Origin of the sequence: Halocatena marina, from assembly GCF_023276375.1 — an archaeon.
Taxonomy (GTDB): domain Archaea; phylum Halobacteriota; class Halobacteria; order Halobacteriales; family Haloarculaceae; genus Halocatena; species Halocatena marina.
Genome location: NZ_JALLPK010000003.1, coordinates 17,592 through 37,013 on the forward strand (window position 1 = coordinate 17,592; position 19,422 = coordinate 37,013).

15 protein-coding genes and 4 pseudogenes are annotated in these 19,422 nt (G+C 52.5%); 12 read left to right on the forward strand and 7 right to left on the reverse strand.

Translation table 11 applies throughout. The features are described 5' to 3' along the window. Positions 1-287: 287 nt before the first annotated feature. A complete protein-coding gene (locus MW898_RS20835) occupies positions 288-656 on the forward strand; it encodes an ArsR/SmtB family transcription factor (RefSeq protein ID WP_248910245.1) in 369 nt (122 codons plus the stop codon). Between the two features lie 45 nt (positions 657-701). Further along, positions 702-1,007, forward strand: coding sequence for a DUF7521 family protein (locus MW898_RS20840; RefSeq protein ID WP_248910246.1), 306 nt, complete (start codon positions 702-704; stop codon positions 1,005-1,007). Between the two features lie 605 nt (positions 1,008-1,612). On the opposite strand, the gene MW898_RS20845 is transcribed toward MW898_RS20840, so the two are convergent. Then, the gene (locus MW898_RS20845) at positions 1,613-3,274 is read right to left on the reverse strand and encodes a right-handed parallel beta-helix repeat-containing protein (RefSeq protein WP_248910247.1); all 1,662 of its coding nucleotides are present in this window, start codon (positions 3,272-3,274) and stop codon (positions 1,613-1,615) included. A 142-nt stretch (positions 3,275-3,416) separates the two neighbouring features. Between MW898_RS20845 and MW898_RS20850 the strand changes: the two genes are divergently transcribed. The 6 genes and pseudogenes from MW898_RS20850 (at position 3,417) to MW898_RS20875 (ending at position 11,415) form a co-directional block, all read left to right on the forward strand. Further along, complete coding sequence (locus MW898_RS20850) at positions 3,417-3,608, forward strand: hypothetical protein (RefSeq protein ID WP_248910248.1); 192 nt, start codon at positions 3,417-3,419, stop codon at positions 3,606-3,608. Positions 3,609-4,317: 709 nt separating this feature from the next. Further along, positions 4,318-6,321: a hypothetical protein gene (locus MW898_RS20855; protein WP_248910249.1), complete on the forward strand. Its 2,004-nt coding sequence runs from the start codon at positions 4,318-4,320 to the stop codon at positions 6,319-6,321. Positions 6,322-7,499: 1,178 nt separating this feature from the next. Next, the gene (locus tag MW898_RS20860; RefSeq protein ID WP_248910250.1) at positions 7,500-7,907 is read left to right on the forward strand and encodes a hypothetical protein; all 408 of its coding nucleotides are present in this window, start codon (positions 7,500-7,502) and stop codon (positions 7,905-7,907) included. A gap of 655 nt (positions 7,908-8,562) precedes the next feature. After that, positions 8,563-9,891: a polysaccharide deacetylase family protein gene (locus MW898_RS20865; protein WP_248910251.1), complete on the forward strand. Its 1,329-nt coding sequence runs from the start codon at positions 8,563-8,565 to the stop codon at positions 9,889-9,891. Between the two features lie 6 nt (positions 9,892-9,897). Beyond that, a pseudogene (locus MW898_RS20870) lies at positions 9,898-10,052 on the forward strand (transposase); the annotation flags it as partial. A gap of 856 nt (positions 10,053-10,908) precedes the next feature. After that, complete coding sequence (locus tag MW898_RS20875; protein ID WP_248910252.1) at positions 10,909-11,415, forward strand: DUF7124 domain-containing protein; 507 nt, start codon at positions 10,909-10,911, stop codon at positions 11,413-11,415. 1,302 nt (positions 11,416-12,717) lie between these two features. Here the strand turns inward: MW898_RS20875 and MW898_RS20880 are convergent. The 4 genes and pseudogenes from MW898_RS20880 to MW898_RS20895 form a co-directional block, all read right to left on the reverse strand. Beyond that, positions 12,718-14,478, reverse strand: a complete 1,761-nt coding sequence (locus tag MW898_RS20880; RefSeq protein ID WP_248910253.1) for a cbb3-type cytochrome c oxidase subunit I — start codon at positions 14,476-14,478, stop codon at positions 12,718-12,720. A 216-nt stretch (positions 14,479-14,694) separates the two neighbouring features. After that, positions 14,695-14,871 carry a DUF6789 family protein gene (locus MW898_RS20885; protein WP_248910254.1) on the reverse strand — a complete coding sequence of 59 codons (177 nt, stop codon included), beginning with the start codon at positions 14,869-14,871 and terminating at the stop codon, positions 14,695-14,697. 27 nt (positions 14,872-14,898) lie between these two features. After that, a pseudogene (locus tag MW898_RS20890) lies at positions 14,899-15,027 on the reverse strand (IS1595 family transposase); the annotation flags it as partial. 289 nt (positions 15,028-15,316) lie between these two features. After that, positions 15,317-15,835, reverse strand: coding sequence for a cbb3-type cytochrome c oxidase subunit I (locus MW898_RS20895; protein ID WP_248910255.1), 519 nt, complete (start codon positions 15,833-15,835; stop codon positions 15,317-15,319). On the opposite strand from MW898_RS20895, the gene MW898_RS20900 reads away from it, so the two are divergent. The 3 genes from MW898_RS20900 to MW898_RS20910 all read left to right on the forward strand — a co-directional run bounded on the left by MW898_RS20900 (position 15,810) and on the right by MW898_RS20910 (position 18,040). Then, entirely contained in the window at positions 15,810-16,088 is a 279-nt protein-coding gene (locus MW898_RS20900; RefSeq protein ID WP_248910256.1) for a CGCGG family putative rSAM-modified RiPP protein, read from the forward strand. The genes MW898_RS20895 and MW898_RS20900 overlap by 26 nt on opposite strands. A gap of 29 nt (positions 16,089-16,117) precedes the next feature. Next, positions 16,118-16,456, forward strand: coding sequence for a cupin domain-containing protein (locus tag MW898_RS20905; protein WP_248910257.1), 339 nt, complete (start codon positions 16,118-16,120; stop codon positions 16,454-16,456). Between the two features lie 357 nt (positions 16,457-16,813). Then, on the forward strand, positions 16,814-18,040 hold the full coding sequence (locus tag MW898_RS20910; protein ID WP_248910258.1) for an MFS transporter: 1,227 nt from the start codon (positions 16,814-16,816) through the stop codon (positions 18,038-18,040). Positions 18,041-18,052: 12 nt separating this feature from the next. Here the strand turns inward: MW898_RS20910 and MW898_RS20915 are convergent, their stop codons facing one another. Next, positions 18,053-18,196: a hypothetical protein gene (locus MW898_RS20915; protein WP_248910259.1), complete on the reverse strand. Its 144-nt coding sequence runs from the start codon at positions 18,194-18,196 to the stop codon at positions 18,053-18,055. Between the two features lie 191 nt (positions 18,197-18,387). Here MW898_RS20915 and MW898_RS20920 point away from each other — a divergent pair. Further along, a pseudogene (locus tag MW898_RS20920) lies at positions 18,388-18,836 on the forward strand (universal stress protein). 180 nt (positions 18,837-19,016) lie between these two features. On the opposite strand, the pseudogene MW898_RS26250 reads toward MW898_RS20920, so the two are convergent. Beyond that, positions 19,017-19,396: pseudogene (locus tag MW898_RS26250) on the reverse strand (tryptophan--tRNA ligase); the annotation flags it as partial. Positions 19,397-19,422: the final 26 nt, after the last annotated feature.

Below are 19,422 nucleotides of genomic sequence, written 5' to 3' on the forward strand. Positions count from 1 at the left end.
TACGCGCTTTACTGTAGGCTGAAATTTGGAGAATACTGTATGAACTGCAATGGGCGATCGAAACGGACTGAGGATCAAGCGAGTTAGTTCTTCCAGCTGATCAGATGGTTCAGTTTGTTGGTTCTGGAAGATCGACGGGAAGGCGGTTACACGTGGCCGACATGTTGTCAGTGACGAACTCGGCCGGCGATCCTCAACGGAACCAGCCGCCAATCCGCACCGTGATGTCGAACAAGATTAACAGTAGAACAATTATAAGGCTTGAGAATAATGTATCAAGTGACTTTGTGAGTAAGGAATGGAATCCGGATACCATCTTCGATATCTTTGCAAGCGAAACCGCACGGAATATCCTTGCGTTGGCTAGCATGAAACCGATGTCTGCAGATGAACTCGCACAGTACTGCGATACCTCAAAGCCGACGATCTACCGTCGGATCAATGTACTACTTGACCATGATTTCTTGACAGCAAATGATAAAAATGATCGCGATGGAATACAGTACCGGACATTTACGACAAATCTCCACCGAATCTCTTTCGAGATCAATGACGGTGGAATCGATACTGATCTGCAGTTGAGACATGACCTGGTCGATCAATTCGACGGGCTATGGACTGATCTACAAAGAGAGACAGACACATCAGATGAATAGAGTAACAAACCCAGTACAATTCACATGATCAGAATTCTACCAGTTATGGTAACCGAATCGCCGAAAGCCGGCCTGTTTATCGGAATCAATATCTTTGTTCTTCTGGTTGGGCTCATCCTGACGGCACTCAGCTATGGCGCCTATCGACGGACGGACAAACGAGAACTCCTCTTCGCCGTGGGAGGATTTCTGAGTATTACGCTCGGTGCTATCATTGAAGTGTTTTATGAAGTCGGTGTAAAGGGATCCTATAATCTGTTTGGTGACGAGTTACTGACGGTTCAGTCTATCGAATCGATTTTGATCGGCATTGGGCTCGCCAGCCTGTTCTATTCGCTTCGTCAGTATTGAACTTGTAGGCTGAATCTCTGTGTCCACCTCGTTGGAGTTTCGGTGTCTGAAATTCCCCCTCGTTACATTGGTACGGTTGTAATGTCTCTATCTATTTGTCAGATCTCGGATTTAGTACAGAGAGGTATTCCTACGGCGAAATTGCCTATTCAAACGCTTGTTCTATCCACCCGGATCGATTCACTATGTGCGATGCGTTTTGTGGCGTGTAGTTTCAGTGTCCGAAACTATCGGCACAAGCACACAGTCTGGCGAGGATATTACGTACATTCATGTCAATTGGAAGATGTAGTTATTCTTTCTCTCAAACCGGCCCTCCGATTATTAACGCAGCAAGAACATGAGAAGAGATGGTTTGTGAAGGTCGTTGTCTTGAGAAATTTATGTTGTCGAAATAGATATTGAGATTAGTCGTGTATTAGAAATCCTCTCTGCCATTTTCAGACACAGTAAATACGCGTCTGGTGTTCCAGTGGAATATTTTCCGAGCTAGCAGCCCACATCGCTTTGCGTTTTACGGCAATAGTAGACTCATCGTCATGCCATCTCCCAATAGAAGAAATCAGTTCAGTCTCGCGTTCTGAAAGGCCCGATACGCCCAATAATCAGTTACCAGTTGTTAGGCCGCTTGTTAGAATATTTGTACCAGTATAGCCGCCATGGAGGAGACTATCTACAATTTTGGCGCCCCCATCGATGACCTCGACGGCGACCGTATCACTGCCGTAGGATCCGGCCGTGACGTTTTGGATGCGGATGCCGGCCCCATTGATCGTGATAGGACGACCGGTAGCTGCGTATTCGCCGCCTTCAACAAGGACATCATCGGCGAAGATGCCGAGCGCACGCCGATGGTCGCCACCGGGCTGATCAACCACGAGATCGTGGAACTCACAGCCATCGCGTTCACAGTAAATCGCGTTTCGCCCCCCACTGTCCCCAGATGCGTTGCCGTGGATATCGAGTCCGTCGACGATCACGGGTTTATCACCCGATAGGATTTGGAGTGCCTGGCCGTGATAGTTCTGAGTGATTGAGCCACCCTCAATACTGACCTGCCCGACGCCTTCCGCGATGCTGAACGCATCGATATTCTCTCTGACGGCGCTTTCCTGCACCGTGATCGTCGTGTTCTTGATCGTCGCCGAGTCAACGGGCGGCAGGAAAGCGATCGCCTCTCCGTTCGGCTTCTCCAGCGTAATCTCGGTATCGACGACCGTCAGGTCACTGCCGCCATCGAACCGAATACCGCGCTGGCCCTCGTCGTGCGCCCGGTTTTGGTCGACAGCGACAGTGGCACCGTAGACACCGCTTCCATCACCGGTGAGACGAATGCTCGCGGAGTTGCAGTTTTTGTACGTTCCACCAGTGACAACGACCTGTCCGGGACTCTCGGAATCGTAGAGCCCGTTGTCTGGCCACGCATCGATGACGCAATCCTTGACGTCGAGGCGGCCGCTGTGGTAGGGGCTGAGGAGGAATGCCGTCGGCCCAGTATCGACGGCAGGCATGGCATCCTGTGGGGTGTTCGCTGTGAATTCGCCACCTTCACCCATATCAATATTTTTGACGACACCGTAGCCACCCGAATTGACGATGTCGACGTGCATCGGTCCCCACGTGCCCGCCGTGTGGATGCCGTCGAACGTGATATTCTCAACGACCAAGCCATCAGTCACGGTCAGATCGAACGCACGGAGTCCAGTATTGGGAGCCGTGTAGTCGATTGTGAATCCCGCGATGTGGACGTTTCGACCAGGACTGTAGTTGACCCCGAGCTTGAACATCCGTGCCTCGGTCATATATTCATCGGCGGGGGCCGGGACGATCGTTGCATCCTCACCGACCATCCCGAAATTCTCGAATCCGGTAAAGCGAACCAGTTCATCCATGTAGTATCGCCCTTCGGGGAACTTGAGGAGCGTGTTGTCGGCGACGAGATTGGATATCACCGGTGCAATTGACTCCCCACCGGTGTTATCTGCCCCCGCCTCCACGACATTGATGACGCGATCGTACTCAATTTCCGGGACCGACTCGGAGTCTGGCTGCTCGGTCTCTAGCTGGACCTCGGTGGTAGACGCCTTCTCAGGTGCCTTGACATCCGAATTAAGCTCTGTCTCTTGTCGTGTGCACGAACTTGCGGCACTTGCGGTTCCCGAAACCGACAGCGATGCTGCTGCCACGCCCGTCGTTCCGAGGAACGACCGACGACTCACGCCTGATGACAGCCGCGACTGCGTACTGGCCTTTTCTCTCTCCGGCATAGTCATTCTCAGCAGTCGAAGGAGGTCCTAAAATAGCTTACTATTTCCCGTCGCACAGTTATCGTGAAGGATAGCTCTCTGTTCCTCGCGTTTCTTCACGACATCGCTGCGACTGGCCCCCAGCTCGTCGAGAGAAGTATCCATGACGCTCGCCGACAAGATGGTCCCATCTGGATCGACACCTCCTAGTGTTACCGAATTGGATGGACTGGGCTGTGCCAGCTTCGTCTTTGGAACAATCGCTCCGCTTCATCGTAGCTTTAGTGCTCTCTTGACCATTCTCTTCGATAGACTACTTATTGCATCTGATCTATTTGCCATTCTCGTCACATGATTATAGACACGATTGACGATGGACTGTAGCTCCATCAGTCGGAGCTATCTCGTCTGCAAGCTGTTCACCGGCAGACGACTAGTTGGGTATGACACAGCCGTACGCAGCATTCCTCGTCCGCCTGGCGCCATAAGTTTCTAGAATGCTTCCATGGCGGCACAGACGCTGATACCAACGTATCCCGTTAGAGCGTAGAGTACCGGCGCTAGAATGTTTTCATCACAGTGTGTCGATCGAAACCACCTTTATATCTCAAAAATATATTAATTATTCATTAATATCAAAATGTAAATATAGAATCATTGGTCAACGTACGATCAAATGATTCCGTATTGGTAGATGATTCATTCTTGTGCAAGACAATCGTACTGCGATTTCTCGCCCGCATCAAGACACCCACAAGAATAAGATGAGGGCGATCTCTACATCAAATAGGACTACGTCTCCGAATCTAGGAAATGTATTGCAAGTTCCCTTCCGGATTAAAACAGAGACGGAATGACTAGCCCGAATATATGTATCACACAATTAATGATTCCACACCGGCATACAACGAGGTTGAATGGGTTGGTGAGATAATCGAGATGCACCATTCTTTCATTACGGGGAGAGTCAGGTCGCAGAGACGGTGCTGTCGCCGTAAGAGACAGCAGTCTCGAAGCGTGGATGGATTGAAGCAGAATGAATCTCTACAGACGACATCAGATCGATGAGTAGCCGCATCGATCTTCTAGGGATGGCCCGTCAGGGCCGTCTTGATGTCATTGCAGGCTTACTCGGGTTCCTTGCAGCAGTTGCGCTGTTGCCGTTGCAGTTCCTCATGTCGCAAGTGTACATCCGCACGCTTCCGATAGTACTAGGATGCGCATCGTTACTTTATCTGCACGCAGTCCGCGACGAGTACCAGAGTGAGGTAACGACACTTTCACCCAGAACAACGCGCATTCTTCCCAATCTCGTCATACTCGGTTCGGCGGCTCTCATCATGATCGCCGGAGTGTCAGGAGGACGAACACTCCTGTTTTACGATGTCGCCGCTGCGGTAGGGACGACGCTATTCGCCCAAATCCTATTCATTAGCACTGACGACTTCTCGCCTGGATTGCTGCTCGTTCAGATCATCGTATTCGGACTAGTCATTCGATTTACTGCGCTGTATACGACTCCTGGATACATCGGAATCGATATCTGGACCCATATGGGACAGTGGTCAGAGCAGATTTTCAGAGCGCGGTCGCTGCAGCCGATTTCAGATGAGAAATACTACGCATCGCCACTATATCATCTACTCGTCGTCGGATCAAGTTTACTCTTGGACGTGCCGATCAGGATGGCGCTGTTTCTGGTACTTGGTGTGGCAATGCCCGTCTCGGTGCTCCTTATCTATGGCACGGCGACGTTCTTCGTTGAGCCTCGCTGGGCGGTGTTTGCCACGGCAGCGTACGCGGTCAGTGCCTCCGTCATCGAGTGGGGGATTCATCTCATTCCGACGAGCCTCGGATTGATCTTCTTTCTGGCGATCTTCTATAGCCTCGATCGGATGTTACGGATTGACTACAAACCACGTGATTTCGGGCTGGTCGTCTTCTTTAGCGTCGCAGTCATCCTCACTCACCAGATTTCCGCGTTCATCATGCTGGTGTTCACCGGTTCCGGCCTCCTCGCGTACATCGGGTTGAGCCTCGGACTCTTCGACACCGGACGGTCAAGTTGGGCACGCTCATCAACGCGCGAATCCGTGAATCTCACAGGATTGTTGGTATTTGACCTCGGACTCATCACATTCATGTGGTCGTTGACCCCGTACCAAGGAAACTCATTTTTAATAACAATACTTAATTATTTCACAAATACGATAGAACAATCTGCCGGCTTCGGAAATCTTGCAAGCACGACGCAGGCGATTCCTCCTGGAGCGATGCCGTCTCCGACATTGATGGAGCGGATCGTCACATATCTGAACGTGATTGGCTTTCTGTTGTTGTTGCTCCTGACAATCGTTGGGTGTCTGTATACCATCCGTCAGGAGAATGTATCGCATGCGACGTTCACCAGTGTGATTGCGACTGTTATTATGCTCGTATTCGTATTTGGGTTTCCGATGTTCGGAATTCGGACATTCGTTCCTGGTCGGTGGTATCCGTTCGTCGCGGCCCCGATGGCTGTTATTGCCGCCATTGGGTTGTCGTATCTCGTCAATAATACCCAGCCGTCGGTCGTGGTCGTCGTGATGTTACTGTTCGTCGTCGTGTTCCCAGCAACGTCGTTACTCGCAAGCTCAGCCACGCAGGATCAACCACCATTCCCTCATACCCAGACGCGCTACAGCTATACGGAATCAGAACTGGCAGCCGTGCAAACCGTTAATAGGTACGCAGGGAATAAGAGCACGAACTGGGTCACCGATCATCCGTACGCGACTGTGTTTGAGCGGACGAATGCACATAACATGGAGGCAGGGACAGTTGTGGATGGGCGGGTTGTAGGGTGGGACACGAAGATAACACACGAGAATGGGACTGTCACGACTCAGGTGGTCGCTGGTGAGACCTTCATCTATCGAAAGTACCAGTCGAGTGGGGCCGCATTTTTCGACAATAAATATGGTGTTGCCTACACCCCCAAACTCGAATTCCAGCAGGTCTGTGGGGGTAGAAATATAATCTATACTAATGATGTGGTGACTATCTGTACTGCACCTGATGCACAATAGTGTACCAAGCGTTATTCAATAATGAAATATAGAACACTGTGATCGTAAACAACCTGACAAGCGATCGATTATAGCAATAATCACCGACAAACCGCCTCACGAATCTTCTGTCACTGCTGCAGGGTAACGATGTTCACTGCCAACCACGGCCTGCACTGCCCGCTCTCACTGTCTCTGGTGTGCTTGAATTTTTGATCGGTCTTCGATACTCAATTCTATCGGTTACTGATTGAGTGCCTCGTGTACGGCGTCAACATCCATTTAATGATTGATATAAGTCGGCTGATTTCATACAGGCTATCGCACGCAGGTCGACAACTGTACCACGATATGTGGTTGGCGCTTTCCCGGCATATTAGGGTGTGCTCGTCTCTCAGATGTGGTTTCGATAACGTTAGGATGGTTGATGCAACGGTGGATAGTACTATCATGTCTGAAAAATCTACCCTCTGAATGACTAGTCAGTGTTTCGAATACATCACTGGGGAGAAGATATCGATGGATTTTTGTACTGCGTCATGGACCCATGACTCGGACGGAGATTCTGCACATGTTGTCCGTCCACTCTGTGAGAAGAGTACTATCTGGTTCAGGCTGGCTCCGGTCCAGTACCCCTATTGGGTCATTTAGAGATGACCCGATCACCGTGTCTGGGCCGACCGGTCAGCTGTAAGGGCGAGTTGAGGGCTGGCTTCTCTCTTGGCACCGTCCCGCCCTACTCTGGTAGGATGGAAGGTCATTCGCCTACTCGTAGGGTTTCTCGTCTTGTCAGCTCTCATGTCGGAGAAGCTTGTTCCTCTCTCGCTTGACTCCGTTGAGCCAGATGATCTCTATACCAGAATTATGTGTCTCACTTTCATATCTCACTAATGGCTGTCTGCAGTCTGTTCTCACCGATTCCTCGCCACGCGCCACGTTCATGACGCCTTCTTCTCGCGGGCGATCCTGTGTTACAATGATCTCAACGGACGTTTCGTGGCAGATGCATGCAGGTCCAACCAACTCTGCGCACCTGAAAGGGACGAGAGACACGAGGGAGGCGTGTCGAATGGTGACAGTTTCCAGGACGCACTCGCTCGACGAGCGGACGATGTATCGTGCCAAGCGACAGTAATTCAGTGGATCATGACCTTGGAGAGTGGATGGATTGATAAGGTTCCGACACGTCATGGAGATGGATGCCAACACATAGCACCTTTCGTGAGACACGAAGCGACGGCGGCTGGAAGCTCGCGGCTGGATTCTTCATCCTCGCCCTCGCAGTCTTCGTTATCCTCGAACTCAGTATTGTCCCCTCGAGTACTGAGCCGATGGTCTTGGGCTTCTTACTTGTCGTCGTGGCGCTGCTTGGACTGATTAATGCTGTGCGCGGACTTACCTACCCATCGAGCCTCGGTATTGGCGTAAGTCTGCCGATCGCCTGGCTGCTCGTCCTTAGTGGAAAATTGCTCGGCGGAACAATCGAAACCGGTCCACTGACTCTGTTCGGGCTCGTTATCGCGTTTGCTACAGTTGGCGTTATAATAGCCCTTAGCGGCTTCGTCGTTGGCTATCTCGGCCGAAGAACGATTGCGAAGTACAACTGAGTCGATCGAGCAAATAATAGGTACTTCCATGTAACAACCCTTGCAGTCGTATGCTTGCGACGTGATCTGGGTGCTTGATCGGATCACGGGATCAAGCGACAGTACAGACCGATGTGTTCAGAAGTCAGGTGGGTGGATTTGTTATACATAGCCATCCGCGAAAATTAGACCACCGAGATAGATTTCTATACTAATTGTACATTAGAAATTCACTTACTTAATTACATATATGTTCTGAAATTGCCAGTGTACGTGAGATCACCGAGAACATCTCGTTCCATCGTCGACATTCGAGGACTGTTCCGAGTAGTCGTAATCGACTCTCTAATGTTCTAGCGAGCCAGTTGCGTAGCTCTAAACTGGAAACAATCTCATTGCTGATCAATCATGTGCTCCGATGTTTATCGATCGGGACCGTCTATCCATCAACAAACGGTTAAGCAATCATCATCGAAGTCCTACCGAGACGTTTGGAGCCACCTGACGCACACACTATCATCGACGAGGATCGGGAGTGATGTGCTGATCCGCGCATCCGTGTTGGCCGATAGGATACGTCTATCCATCATACACGAACAACACGTCTGCACTTCTGCCCAGAGATAGGCGAATCGAGTATAAAGTGTTTTGATACTCATCCGTGAGACTTCTATTGATGAGACGTACATCAACACGTCGACGATACCTCACAGCACTCGGAGCCGCTGTGACGGTCCCACTGGCAGGATGTTCGGCGGTGCTTCCGACTGGTCCAGCCGATAGTAACAACACATCAACTAATTCGTCGACATCGACGAAGCCTTCCAGTCCGGGGGCAGGAACGGACACGAATACTGAGACTTCTCAATCAGGAGGTCCCTTTTCTCGAGGAACGGTTGTCGAGAACTTCGAAAAGAAAGTTGGCTCGCGCTGGCAGGTGTCCACGGGAAAATACACGGTTGATAAAAAGCATCCATACCAGGGGAGTCAATCGCTCGTTCTCAGGGGCCAGAACAACGGTGCTCAGAAGCAAGAAAACGGTGTCAGTATCTATCGGTCGTTCTACGACTCGGGCGGACTTGATCTCCGCAAGCACGACCTCTCGATCGCCGTTAGATTCGAACAGCCCGTACGCGGGCGGCTCGCCGTTGAGTTCATCGCGCCAGCCGAGAGCAGTATGCTCACCAGTCGGCATTTCCTCCCGAAGGAACTCAACGGCTGGACCCGGATTGACCTTGGCTACACCGGTAAGACGGGAAATCCGGTCATGAAGAGGGTGCAGGAATTACGGATTAGTGTGCGCACGGATGGTGAGCCGATCACGATCGGTATCGATGATATCCGCAAGCTGCCAAAACCACCAAAGGGAAAGGTAATGTTTCAGTTCGACGATTCTCATATCTCGACCTACACCAAGGCATTCCCGAAACTGAAAGAACACGACTGGACCGGCGGCGTTGCCGTCATTCCCGATGCAATCGACACACCGGAGAACATGACTCGCAATCAGATGCGCGAAATGGGGAGTGCCGGCTGGGATATGATGTCCCATCCGCCGGTAGCAAAGCCCCTCCCGCAGCTTCCACCGAATGAACAATATCGGATGATCAGAGAATCAAAACGAGACCTTACAGTCTGGGGATTCAATGACGGTGCGCGCCACATCGTCGCCCCCTATGGCCGGATCAGCACCAAAACGATCGAGATTATGCAGAAATATCACAACGCCAACTACATCTTTGGTGGATCGCCGGGGAACGCCGCCCATCCATCTAACATGTACGCCATCCCGCGTGTGTTCGGCACCTCGCCAGATGCCGTCCGTGATCTTCTCGATCTTGCCACGGAGTTCAACCAGCTGGTCGTCATCGCCTACCACGAGATCGGCGGGAATACCGAGACGTCGGTACCAATGAAAGACTTCGAGAGTGTCCTCACGCACGTCAAGGAGACGAACATGGAGGTCGTCTCGCCCTCGCAATTCCTAGAATCAATCGATTCCTGATTGCGTCCTCGATATCGCCAACGAGCGATGTGTGAGACCATCTTCTCATCGATCAAGCACACGCTCGGCGCTGCCGTGCGTGCGCGAGCCTGAATCGTGAGCTCCGTGAAATTGCGCTGATGTGTGTCGTTCACAACATCAAACGAGGAGTAATACCGTGAATCAACCGCTGTCTGGTGATTCACCACAGCCCATTTTTTGTTCCCACGATCGCTGGTGCGGAATACATGTGACCGCTGTATGCGAACCGCGTGCCGATCACGAACATATGAAGGACAGTACCGCCTGGCCCCATATCATCCCGGCTGCGAGAAGGGGCGCACACTGGAATTGATTGTTCCGTCGATGCTCTCCGGGGAAGCTAAGCAAATAAATCTCCCTGAAGATTGCGTTGTCATAGAAGTAAATACAAATATTAACTCAACGAAAGGATCAATTCCGTCCCGTCGTTCGACGGCGAAGCGAGCGCTCGTCCGCCTCACCAGTCCGCATCTCACCGATCTCGCCGCGGAGCGTGCCATTTCCCATCGGGCCCTATCCGAGCACCTCCGACGCACTCATCACGGAGGTATTGGCCCCAGCTTTGTCGGGGAGACGGGCCGAGGAAGCGACGAGCAGCACAAATACCCGGGACGGCCTGTCCGCGGTGATGGGCCGGATGAGACGACGAGCTGTGGGAATAGTGTGGAGAACCGTCTCGTGTAATCCGCGCTATCGTCGCGTGAGAGATTGAGCAGTCGAGGGATAAGCGGCGATGACATCGCTCCTAGCCACATTCAGAAGAACGGGACGACGATCGGGAGCAGGTTCGAAAGCGTCGTGCCGCTGACTCGGTGGCAAGTGAAACACGACGACCGAGCACGCTGCTCCCCGCTCGGTGGATCTCTCTGAGCGATCACAGTGATTATGATTGTGACACTTATGACGGTACATGATATTGTAGCCACGTGGCTGCAATCGGGACCCTCGGTTGAATCCTGGTTTTAGGCCCGTTTCCACTCTGGTAAACGAGGACCCGTGCTGTCAACTGTTACTCAACCACTCACACAACTATTATACGACGACGGTCTGGAAAATGTCGCGCTTGTTGGAAGATCCGGTGGCGATTGTCCCGACGCTCGTGCCCATGCCAATCCGCGCAGTAATTTCACTCTCCGGCAGGCTGAAGCCATCAGTAGCGTGGCAGTCATGAGCGTATGGGGGGACACGATCCTACTACCAATGGCAGCCGAATCGATGACCCTCGCGTTCGAGTTCGAGGCACTCCGGTATCTGCAGCAGCCGCGATCTGTCATCGTCGGCGCAAGACGATGTGCGCAGTACGTGGAAGTCGTCACTGTCGATCAAGACGCGGCACGAGCATTTGGAACGCGCCATCGTGTGCGGATGGATTTCACGTCTCCAATCGACGCGCCCGACGCATTTGGTGGGCTTGACGATGTGCGAACTAACTTCCAGACGACCCGCTACGTCCTAATCGGCGTGGCATCGCAAGCCGTCTTCGGAGGGCCGCCCGACGGTTAGGAGTACCTCACAGTCGAGTTGGCTGCTCGAAACGCGGGATGGCCGCTCAAGACTGAGACGATTCCCTCTGACAGATGGATTCGCCAACAGATTCGACGATTTTGCCGATAGAACGAGCCGGATCGTCTGTCTCTCTCAGTCAGGACATACTGACTGATCTGAGGGTTCAGACAGTAGCGGCCGCAGATGGACCATTATCAGTTGACATCGGGACTCAGAGCCACCCAGCTGGTAGTTTTTCTTGGTGTTCGTGGATGGAATAATCTAGTGGGTTCACACACTTTTCTGCCGATACAGCCTACGTCTTAACTGAATTTAGAACAGTAGAAGTATCCACTCGTATAAATAGATCGGCAATGGCTAGGGAAGTGGAGCGTGGACGACGATGTTCAACTCTCTCTTCGACTGATGATGGACAGGTGAGATTCATAATCTATACATTTTCTTAAAATTGGATTGTCATGACACATTTCGAGACAAACCGTACATTAGAAATGCCACCTAGCCAACTTCTGTTCTTCGATACTGAGATGGATCAGACGCCGACACACAGATAGGGAGCGGTCGTCATTACTCGCTAATCCACGAAATGGCGTCTCTATCGAGTAGCGTGACAGTTTATCCACTAACCCGCGCAGTCGTTGTATCGCTCACGGTGACTGGATTCACAATAGATACGAGTTACACCCTCTGACGATCCACCGCTGTCTGGTAATATATGGGACGACATCCAAATGGTGATCGTTGTGCATGCTACTGCTCTGGATATCCGACGGTTGTGGATACAGACTAGACTACGTGTATTATTGGTGTAATTATATAATTTAACGGATTATTTATCTCAATTTCATGGAAGCAAGGTACTGCTCTTGACTCCACTCAACATAGCTGTATGTACACCGCCAGCTGACTGTATATACCTGATATTCTTTCTATAATATTGTCTAAATCGAGCGATTACTTATAATGTTTTTGAGTTATTATGCCGAACCAATTCGTTTGGTACTATCTCAAACAGGATGCCATGGTATTTATCGACAAGGAATTACAAACGTATGCTTGTAATAGAAAGGATGAATGTCTTATTCCGCTCAGATAGTATGAACCGACTACGCATGAATGTATCGACCACCGCAGGTCCGATGATTATGGAAGATACTCTGTACAGCTTCTGGAAGAGTCGGACGTGATCGCTTGTATTTGATACAGCGCTCGAATCAGGATCAATTCTCGCTATGTAGGGGTAGGACGTAACACCAGGCATTCTCAGGGTGACACGCTTGTGCTATCCGAGCCGATCCGTTAATCGCCGCGATACTCTCGTCGACGCTCTTCGAGACGTTCTTCGAACCACTGCCATTCGCGGGTAAACTGGTCGATCGGCTTCAAGTTCCAGACATCGGCGTCCATCACGACCGGTCCAATGCGGTATGATTGGACCATGTTGTACAGCCAGATGATCACACCAGTGAAGATAAGGAATGCGCTGATCGTTATTATCTGCTGCAGGATCGCAAACTGCTCCGGGTACGTTGCATACCGCCGCGGTAGCCCGATCGCTCCAGTAATGAGCATCAATCCGAACGTGCCTGTCACGCCAACAATACTGAGCCACGCGTGAACGTTCGCCAGCAGCTGGTCGTACATCCGTCCGGTGAGGATTGGATACCAGTAGTAACTTGCTGCGAAGGCGGCGAAGGTGATGATCCCCATCACGAGAAAATGGAAGTGGCCGACGACGTAGTAGGTGTCGTGGACGAGAAGGTTGATTGGAACTGCTGCAAGGAACACGCCCGTCACACCACCGATGATGAACATCCCGATACCAGCCACACAAAACAGCATCGGGGCAGTGAGCCGGACTGCTCCGTTCCACATTGTCGTGATCCAGTTGAACACCTTCACCGCGCTCGGGACGGCGATCGCAACTGAAATCGCCATGAAACTGGCGCGAACCCGCGGATCGATGCCCGTCGTGAACATGTGATGCGCCCAGACACCAAAGGACAGCACACCGATCGCCAACGTCGAATACACGATGAACCGAAAGCCGAACAGCTTCCGTCCGGCAAACTTCGGGAGAATGAGACTCACTAATCCAAATGCCGGTAGCACGAGAATATACACTTCCGGATGACCAAAAAACCAAAAGAGATGCTGCCAGAGCAGGGGCCCACCGCCATCGACGGTGAAAAACGTCGTCCCGAAATTCCGATCCAACAGCAGCATGATCAGCGCACTCCCGAGCAGGGGGAACGCAAACAGGATGAGCCCACTTGTCGTGAGCATCGTCCACGAGAAGATATCGAGATTCGACCACGTCACATCCGAAGCGCGCTCGGTGACGATCGTTGCGATGAAATTGATACCTCCAAGCAGGGTTGCGATCCCACTCAGATGAAGGCCCAGTAGCATCAGATTAATCTGTGGGTTCGTCATCTGCGTGGTCAACGGCGTATACATCGTCCAGCCTGTTGCCGGGGGTTGTAGTGCAAATAACGTAGGGACTATGATGCCGATCGCCGCGAACGCTTTCGCAATAACCTCAGTGATGAGTCCCGCACGCATGATCAGGTACGCAGGCGGAAGAATCCAGAAAGCAATGGCGTTGACGCGGGGATACGCCATATCGTCTGCGCCGAGTAACAATGGCAGGAAGTAGTTGCCGATGCCGAAGAACGCCGGAGTGACGAAAAACAGCAACATCGTCAGTCCATGGGTTGTAAACAAGGCGTTGTACGTCACAGTGTCCCATGGTCCCGACGTTGGCGTGAGTAGCTCGGTCCGGATCATCATCGCATCAACCCCACCCCAGAGGGCCGTCGCGGTCGCAAATACGATGTACAAAATGCCAATATCCTTGTGATCAACAGTGGTTACCCACCGGAGAATTCCGGCTGGTTTTGTGGTCTCCGTGTCCGTCTCGTCGCTGTAGCGATGCCCACCGTCCGCAATTGTTAGCGGCGGCGGCCACCCGTTCCGCATAGCAAGCACTGTAGCGAGTGCAAGGAGGAGACCACCGACGATTACGACACCTGAGAGATCAACTGTTGGAACAATCATGTATGTTGGATGGTACTGGAGACTACACTCGCCCAATGGAAATAGCTATGCGTTATCGACCCCCGTGCTATTGTCATACATCTAATCGATGTATGACGACATTGCACATACGAAAATGAATGGGTGTGATCCGGGCTCATAGCGGAGATGGCAGCGTTCACTCGGCCGCCGCGATGACGTTTTACTCGCAGAGACGAGCATAGACTGCACCGAGCGTTACCCGTATGTGGGGTAGGCAAGCAGCGGCAATCTGGCGTACACGATGATAAGTGGCCAGCCGATGGATCCTCGACCGGTGATGACGAACGCGATCCAGAGGATGAAGGTGAAGACGATCCCACGAGCAGCCGGATCGTGGCCGCGTGGGATGTACGGTTCGAGTGCAATGAACAATCGCTCTTGATTAGTACATTGTTGATTTCAGAACGTCGCTTTGACAGCGTGTTTGAGAGCTTTTCGACCGGGGTTGTGAAACAATTCGCGCTGTAGCTGGAACGCTCGAAGATACCGTGTGGGTTTGTCCTTCGAGACGTCTCGATGTGGCGAGAGGCACGGCTCGCAGGAATGATCTGCGCACTGTTTGAATGGTAGACGAATGCTGTTACTTCTACGAGCATGAAACCGAGTAATGGCAGTAGGTTTTCCGGTTCATCCTCCGACGTGCATTCGTTTCTTATGCAGATCACTTTATGTGCGTGATCGACGGGCCGGAACAGTCGATGTTTGATCGGGACCCTTCCTTGGGAGAACTATCGAGAGCATGTGGCGTATGTTGGAATGTGATGAACGGGGTATTGCTTGATTCCGTCGTTGACGGTTCAATTGTCGCTCGTCGTGATTAATCATCGTCCGTGTCTTCGCCACCGCCATCGGTGACAGTCGTCTGGAGGCGACGAGCGTGCCACTCGAACACACGGGCGTCTAGTCCATACTCACGGAGATTCCACGGATCTTCACCGATATCGGGCCCTTCGTACCACGAGATGACAACATTCCACAACCAGATGATCGTTCCGATCCCCATGAGAAACGCGCCGAGGCTGGCGAGTTGATGGAGGTGCTGGATGAGCAATGAAAACGGCTCACCGGAGGACAGACTGTAGCTCGCGTACCGCCGAGGCATCCCCTCATACCCAAGCAACAACATGGCGAAGAACGTGATATTCGTCCCGATCATCCAGAGTCCAAAGTGCCATCGGGCGAGCGTCCGCTGGTACATCCGCCCAATAACGATCGGATACCAGTAATATATGGCTGCGAACGCGGCGAAGACGATTGCTCCCATGATAATGTAGTGGAAATGCCCGACGACGTAGTAGGTGTCGTGGACGATGAGATTAACTGGTACGGCAGCCAAGAAGACGTCTGCAAATCTCGAAAAACCACAATACGAGGACAATCTCTCGCTCCTCAAACGTCACGCGATCGAAGCGGTCGAACACACGGCCAGCGGACACCACGTGAATCTGGTCACCCACGAAGCACATGGCCATCCCGAAGGGTTTCTCTACGACACGCTGGACGTGCGGTTTGGTGACGAGGACGTTCACTGGGGGTATATCGAACAGTGCGGGTGTGGGGGCCATGTCGTCCGCGTCCACGTTGAGTAGATTCGGACTATCAAGGGAATGCTCCAATTATGGGAAACAAGAATGACCAACTGCACACTGATACGATGGTAACGATCGAACCGATAGACGACCTTGATGGCATACCCTGTGCCAATGCATTCTCGACTGAAGAGCCGAAAACCCTCCGGCTAACGCTCTCTGCTGGCGAGCGCGCGGAGACACACGACCATCCCGATCGCTATTTGGTTCTGTACCTCATCTCTGGCAATCTCTCGTTACAATTCGACGATGAATCGTACCAGCTCGAATCAGGTGATATCGTTCATTTTGATGGAGCACACACTAACATATCGTCTGCCACTACGGACAGCACTGCGTTATTCGTTCTTTCGAAGAAGATCAAGTAAACGGAAGCGTACTTCGGGAAATGGCTGAGGGATCTACTCTGGGAGCTGTTCAGATAAGCGGCGACTGGACGAATAGCCTACCGTGACCACCTCGAAAGCCTTCATCGTCTCGGGCGATTTGCTATGGTCCTCGTCGTCGTGCGAGCGACTCGCAAGTCACCCGCACGGCATACGAGACGGAGGAACCGTCTCGTCCTGCTCACTACGTTCGCCCCTGCGGTACGAAGCGCCGTCGTCCGTCGTCGAGATGTCAGCTCTTTCAGCCCTCCACAGCGGCTGTTCCCTTGTCAACCACTTATCTGAGCAGCACCCCCACATCGAAAAGCTATTCGTTGGGGTCGATCGTCAACTAATACCATGGACTCTAACGACAGAGCGCTCACCGCGTTTACGATGATCGGCCACGCGATGTTCCACACCTACGAGCTCGTCATCCCGATCTTCGTCGCGCTCTGGCTCAACGTCTTCTCGGTCACGGCCGCCACGCTGGGGTTGATCGTCAGTGCCGGGTTCGCCCTGATTGGTGTCGGCGCGCTCCCCAGCGGAATCCTCTCTGATCGCTACGACTCGAAGCGGCTCATCATCGGCGCGATGCTCGGCATGGGCGGGGGATTCGTCCTCCTGAGTGTCGCGCCGAACGTCATCGTCCTCGCACTCGGCCTGCTTCTCTGGGGGCTGGCCGCGAGCGTCTACCACCCGGCCGGGCTTTCGCTCATCAGTCGCGGGGCGAAAGAGCGCGGCACGGCCTTCGCGTACCACGGGCTGGCCGGAAATCTCGGTGTCGCTGTCGGTCCCTTCCTCGGCGCCATCCTCCTCGCGTTCTTCCACTGGCGGGTGGTCGCGCTGCTCCTCGTCGTCCCCGCTCTCTTTGCGGCCGCAATCTCCTGGCGCATCGAATTCGACGAGACCGCCGGGGTCGACACGAGCGACGAAGTCACCGTCAGCGACGGGGGAACAGCGGGTCCAACCGAGTTGTTGGCCCAGTCGAAGCTCCTGTTTGCGGGGGGGTTCGCCTTCGTCTTCGCCATCGCGATGCTCTATGGGATGTACTATCGGGGCGTATTCACCTTCTTGCCGGACATCCTCGCGGGCGTGCCGCTGTTCAAACCTGTCGCGTTCGGTGGAGAATCCTTCCAACCGAGCCAGTACGTCTATGCCGGACTGTTGATGCTCGGGGGCGTGGGTCAGTATGCTGGCGGGAAGCTGAGCGACCGTATCACCACCGAATACGCGCTCGTGGGCACTTTCGCCGTCATTGTTCTCATCTCGCTCGCGTTCGTCCCCGCCATGAACGCCGGTCTCGTCCCGCTGCTCGTCGTCTGTGCCCTGCTCGGCTTCTTCGTTTACATGGAGGCGCCCATCAACCAGGCGATCATCGCAAAGTACGTTCCGTCGGACGTCTACGGGCTCTCATTCGGCTACACGTATCTCGGGACATTCGGGGTGGGCGCGCTCGGTGCGGCGGTTGCCGGTGCCGTGCTGACGTACGCCAACACTGCCACGCTCTTCACTGTGTTGGCGATCTTCGCGGCTCTCGCGGTCGGCATCGGCGGCTACCTCATCGCCCGGGGCGTACCGGCCTAGAGGGTTCGGGCGCTACTCTGTGAGCTCCTCGTCAATCTTATGAAGAATCCGTGCCAGTGTAATGTCCTCAGCTTTGCGTTCACTGGTCGAAATGAACCACTCCAGCGTCCTGCGTTCCTTGTCAGAGAGTTCGACAACATGTTGCTTCCTACTCATCTCTGTAGATAGACGACCAGAGAGCTTAAATTCGACAGTCTAAGCTTGTAGCTACACTAAGCATTTGTTGTCTGCGTGAACTACCTACTCTGAACAACTCCCTACTCCGGAAATTAGTATGTCAGAAATCGCCGTAGCATGTGGGAATCGCGGAGTAGTCTTATTGTATAACGGGATGAAGTCTCGACTGAATGTACGACCGAGTTCTGCTCGCCACCGATGGTACCGTTTTATCGCAGAACGCTGAATCCCACGCAATCGATCTTGCAAAGGAACACTCCGCCACCCTGCACGTACTCTTTGTCGTCGACGGGAGCATCTATACAGCGTACAGCGGAGATGAGTACGTGGATGAAGCAGAAGGACCGGAACACGAATTAGAAGAACTCGGTAAAGAAACGATTGTGGATATCCGATCGATTGCAACGGATGCTGATGTCGAGATCACCGAAGCAATCAAGCACGACGATCCGGTTGAAACAATTCTCGACTATGGTGATCGAGAAACATCGATATGGTCGTACTCGGGACAAAACACCGGACAGCAGAATACCGTGCACTCCTGGGAAGCACTATCGACCGCGTACTTCGACTGACGACTCGACCGACAGTCGTCATAAAGACAGAGGTAGGGGAATAGATTGCTTGTCGACTGACTATATTCATGTCTTTCACTGCGTTGGATATCTCTACTTCTGCGGTTGCTGATGATTGAATAGCACGGGTAGAATGGATGTCACTGCTGTCTATCGGGATTGAGTGTATCTCCATTCAAAGATCAGGTGAGCAACAAAGTGAGACATCATCCGAATGCCGGTAGTGGAGCCACGGTGAAACTGCTCATTTTGCCAGACCTTCCGAGATTCAGGAAAATTTTGAGAGGAACGCACCTAATTTATCAATACCATATCGATGTTTATTCGCGATATCACGACATACCTGAAGATGAGAATTTCGGTCGATTGCGATTGGAACGAACGTCGGGTGTCACTCTTCAACGAATTGTGGTAGAAGAAGATATATCGCCTGCACAGTCGGGTAGAAGGGAATAATAATGTTTGCTAACACACTGTACGTCGCGTCAACTGTCGATTGCATCACCTCCTTTGTGAAGGCGGTTGCAAGGGGATACACTATGTCTGCATCATCCGTATCCACGATAATGCGCGTCTGTTCGGGATTGAATCCGACAGCGAGTAATCTCGTCGAGAAACTCTTCCAGCCGT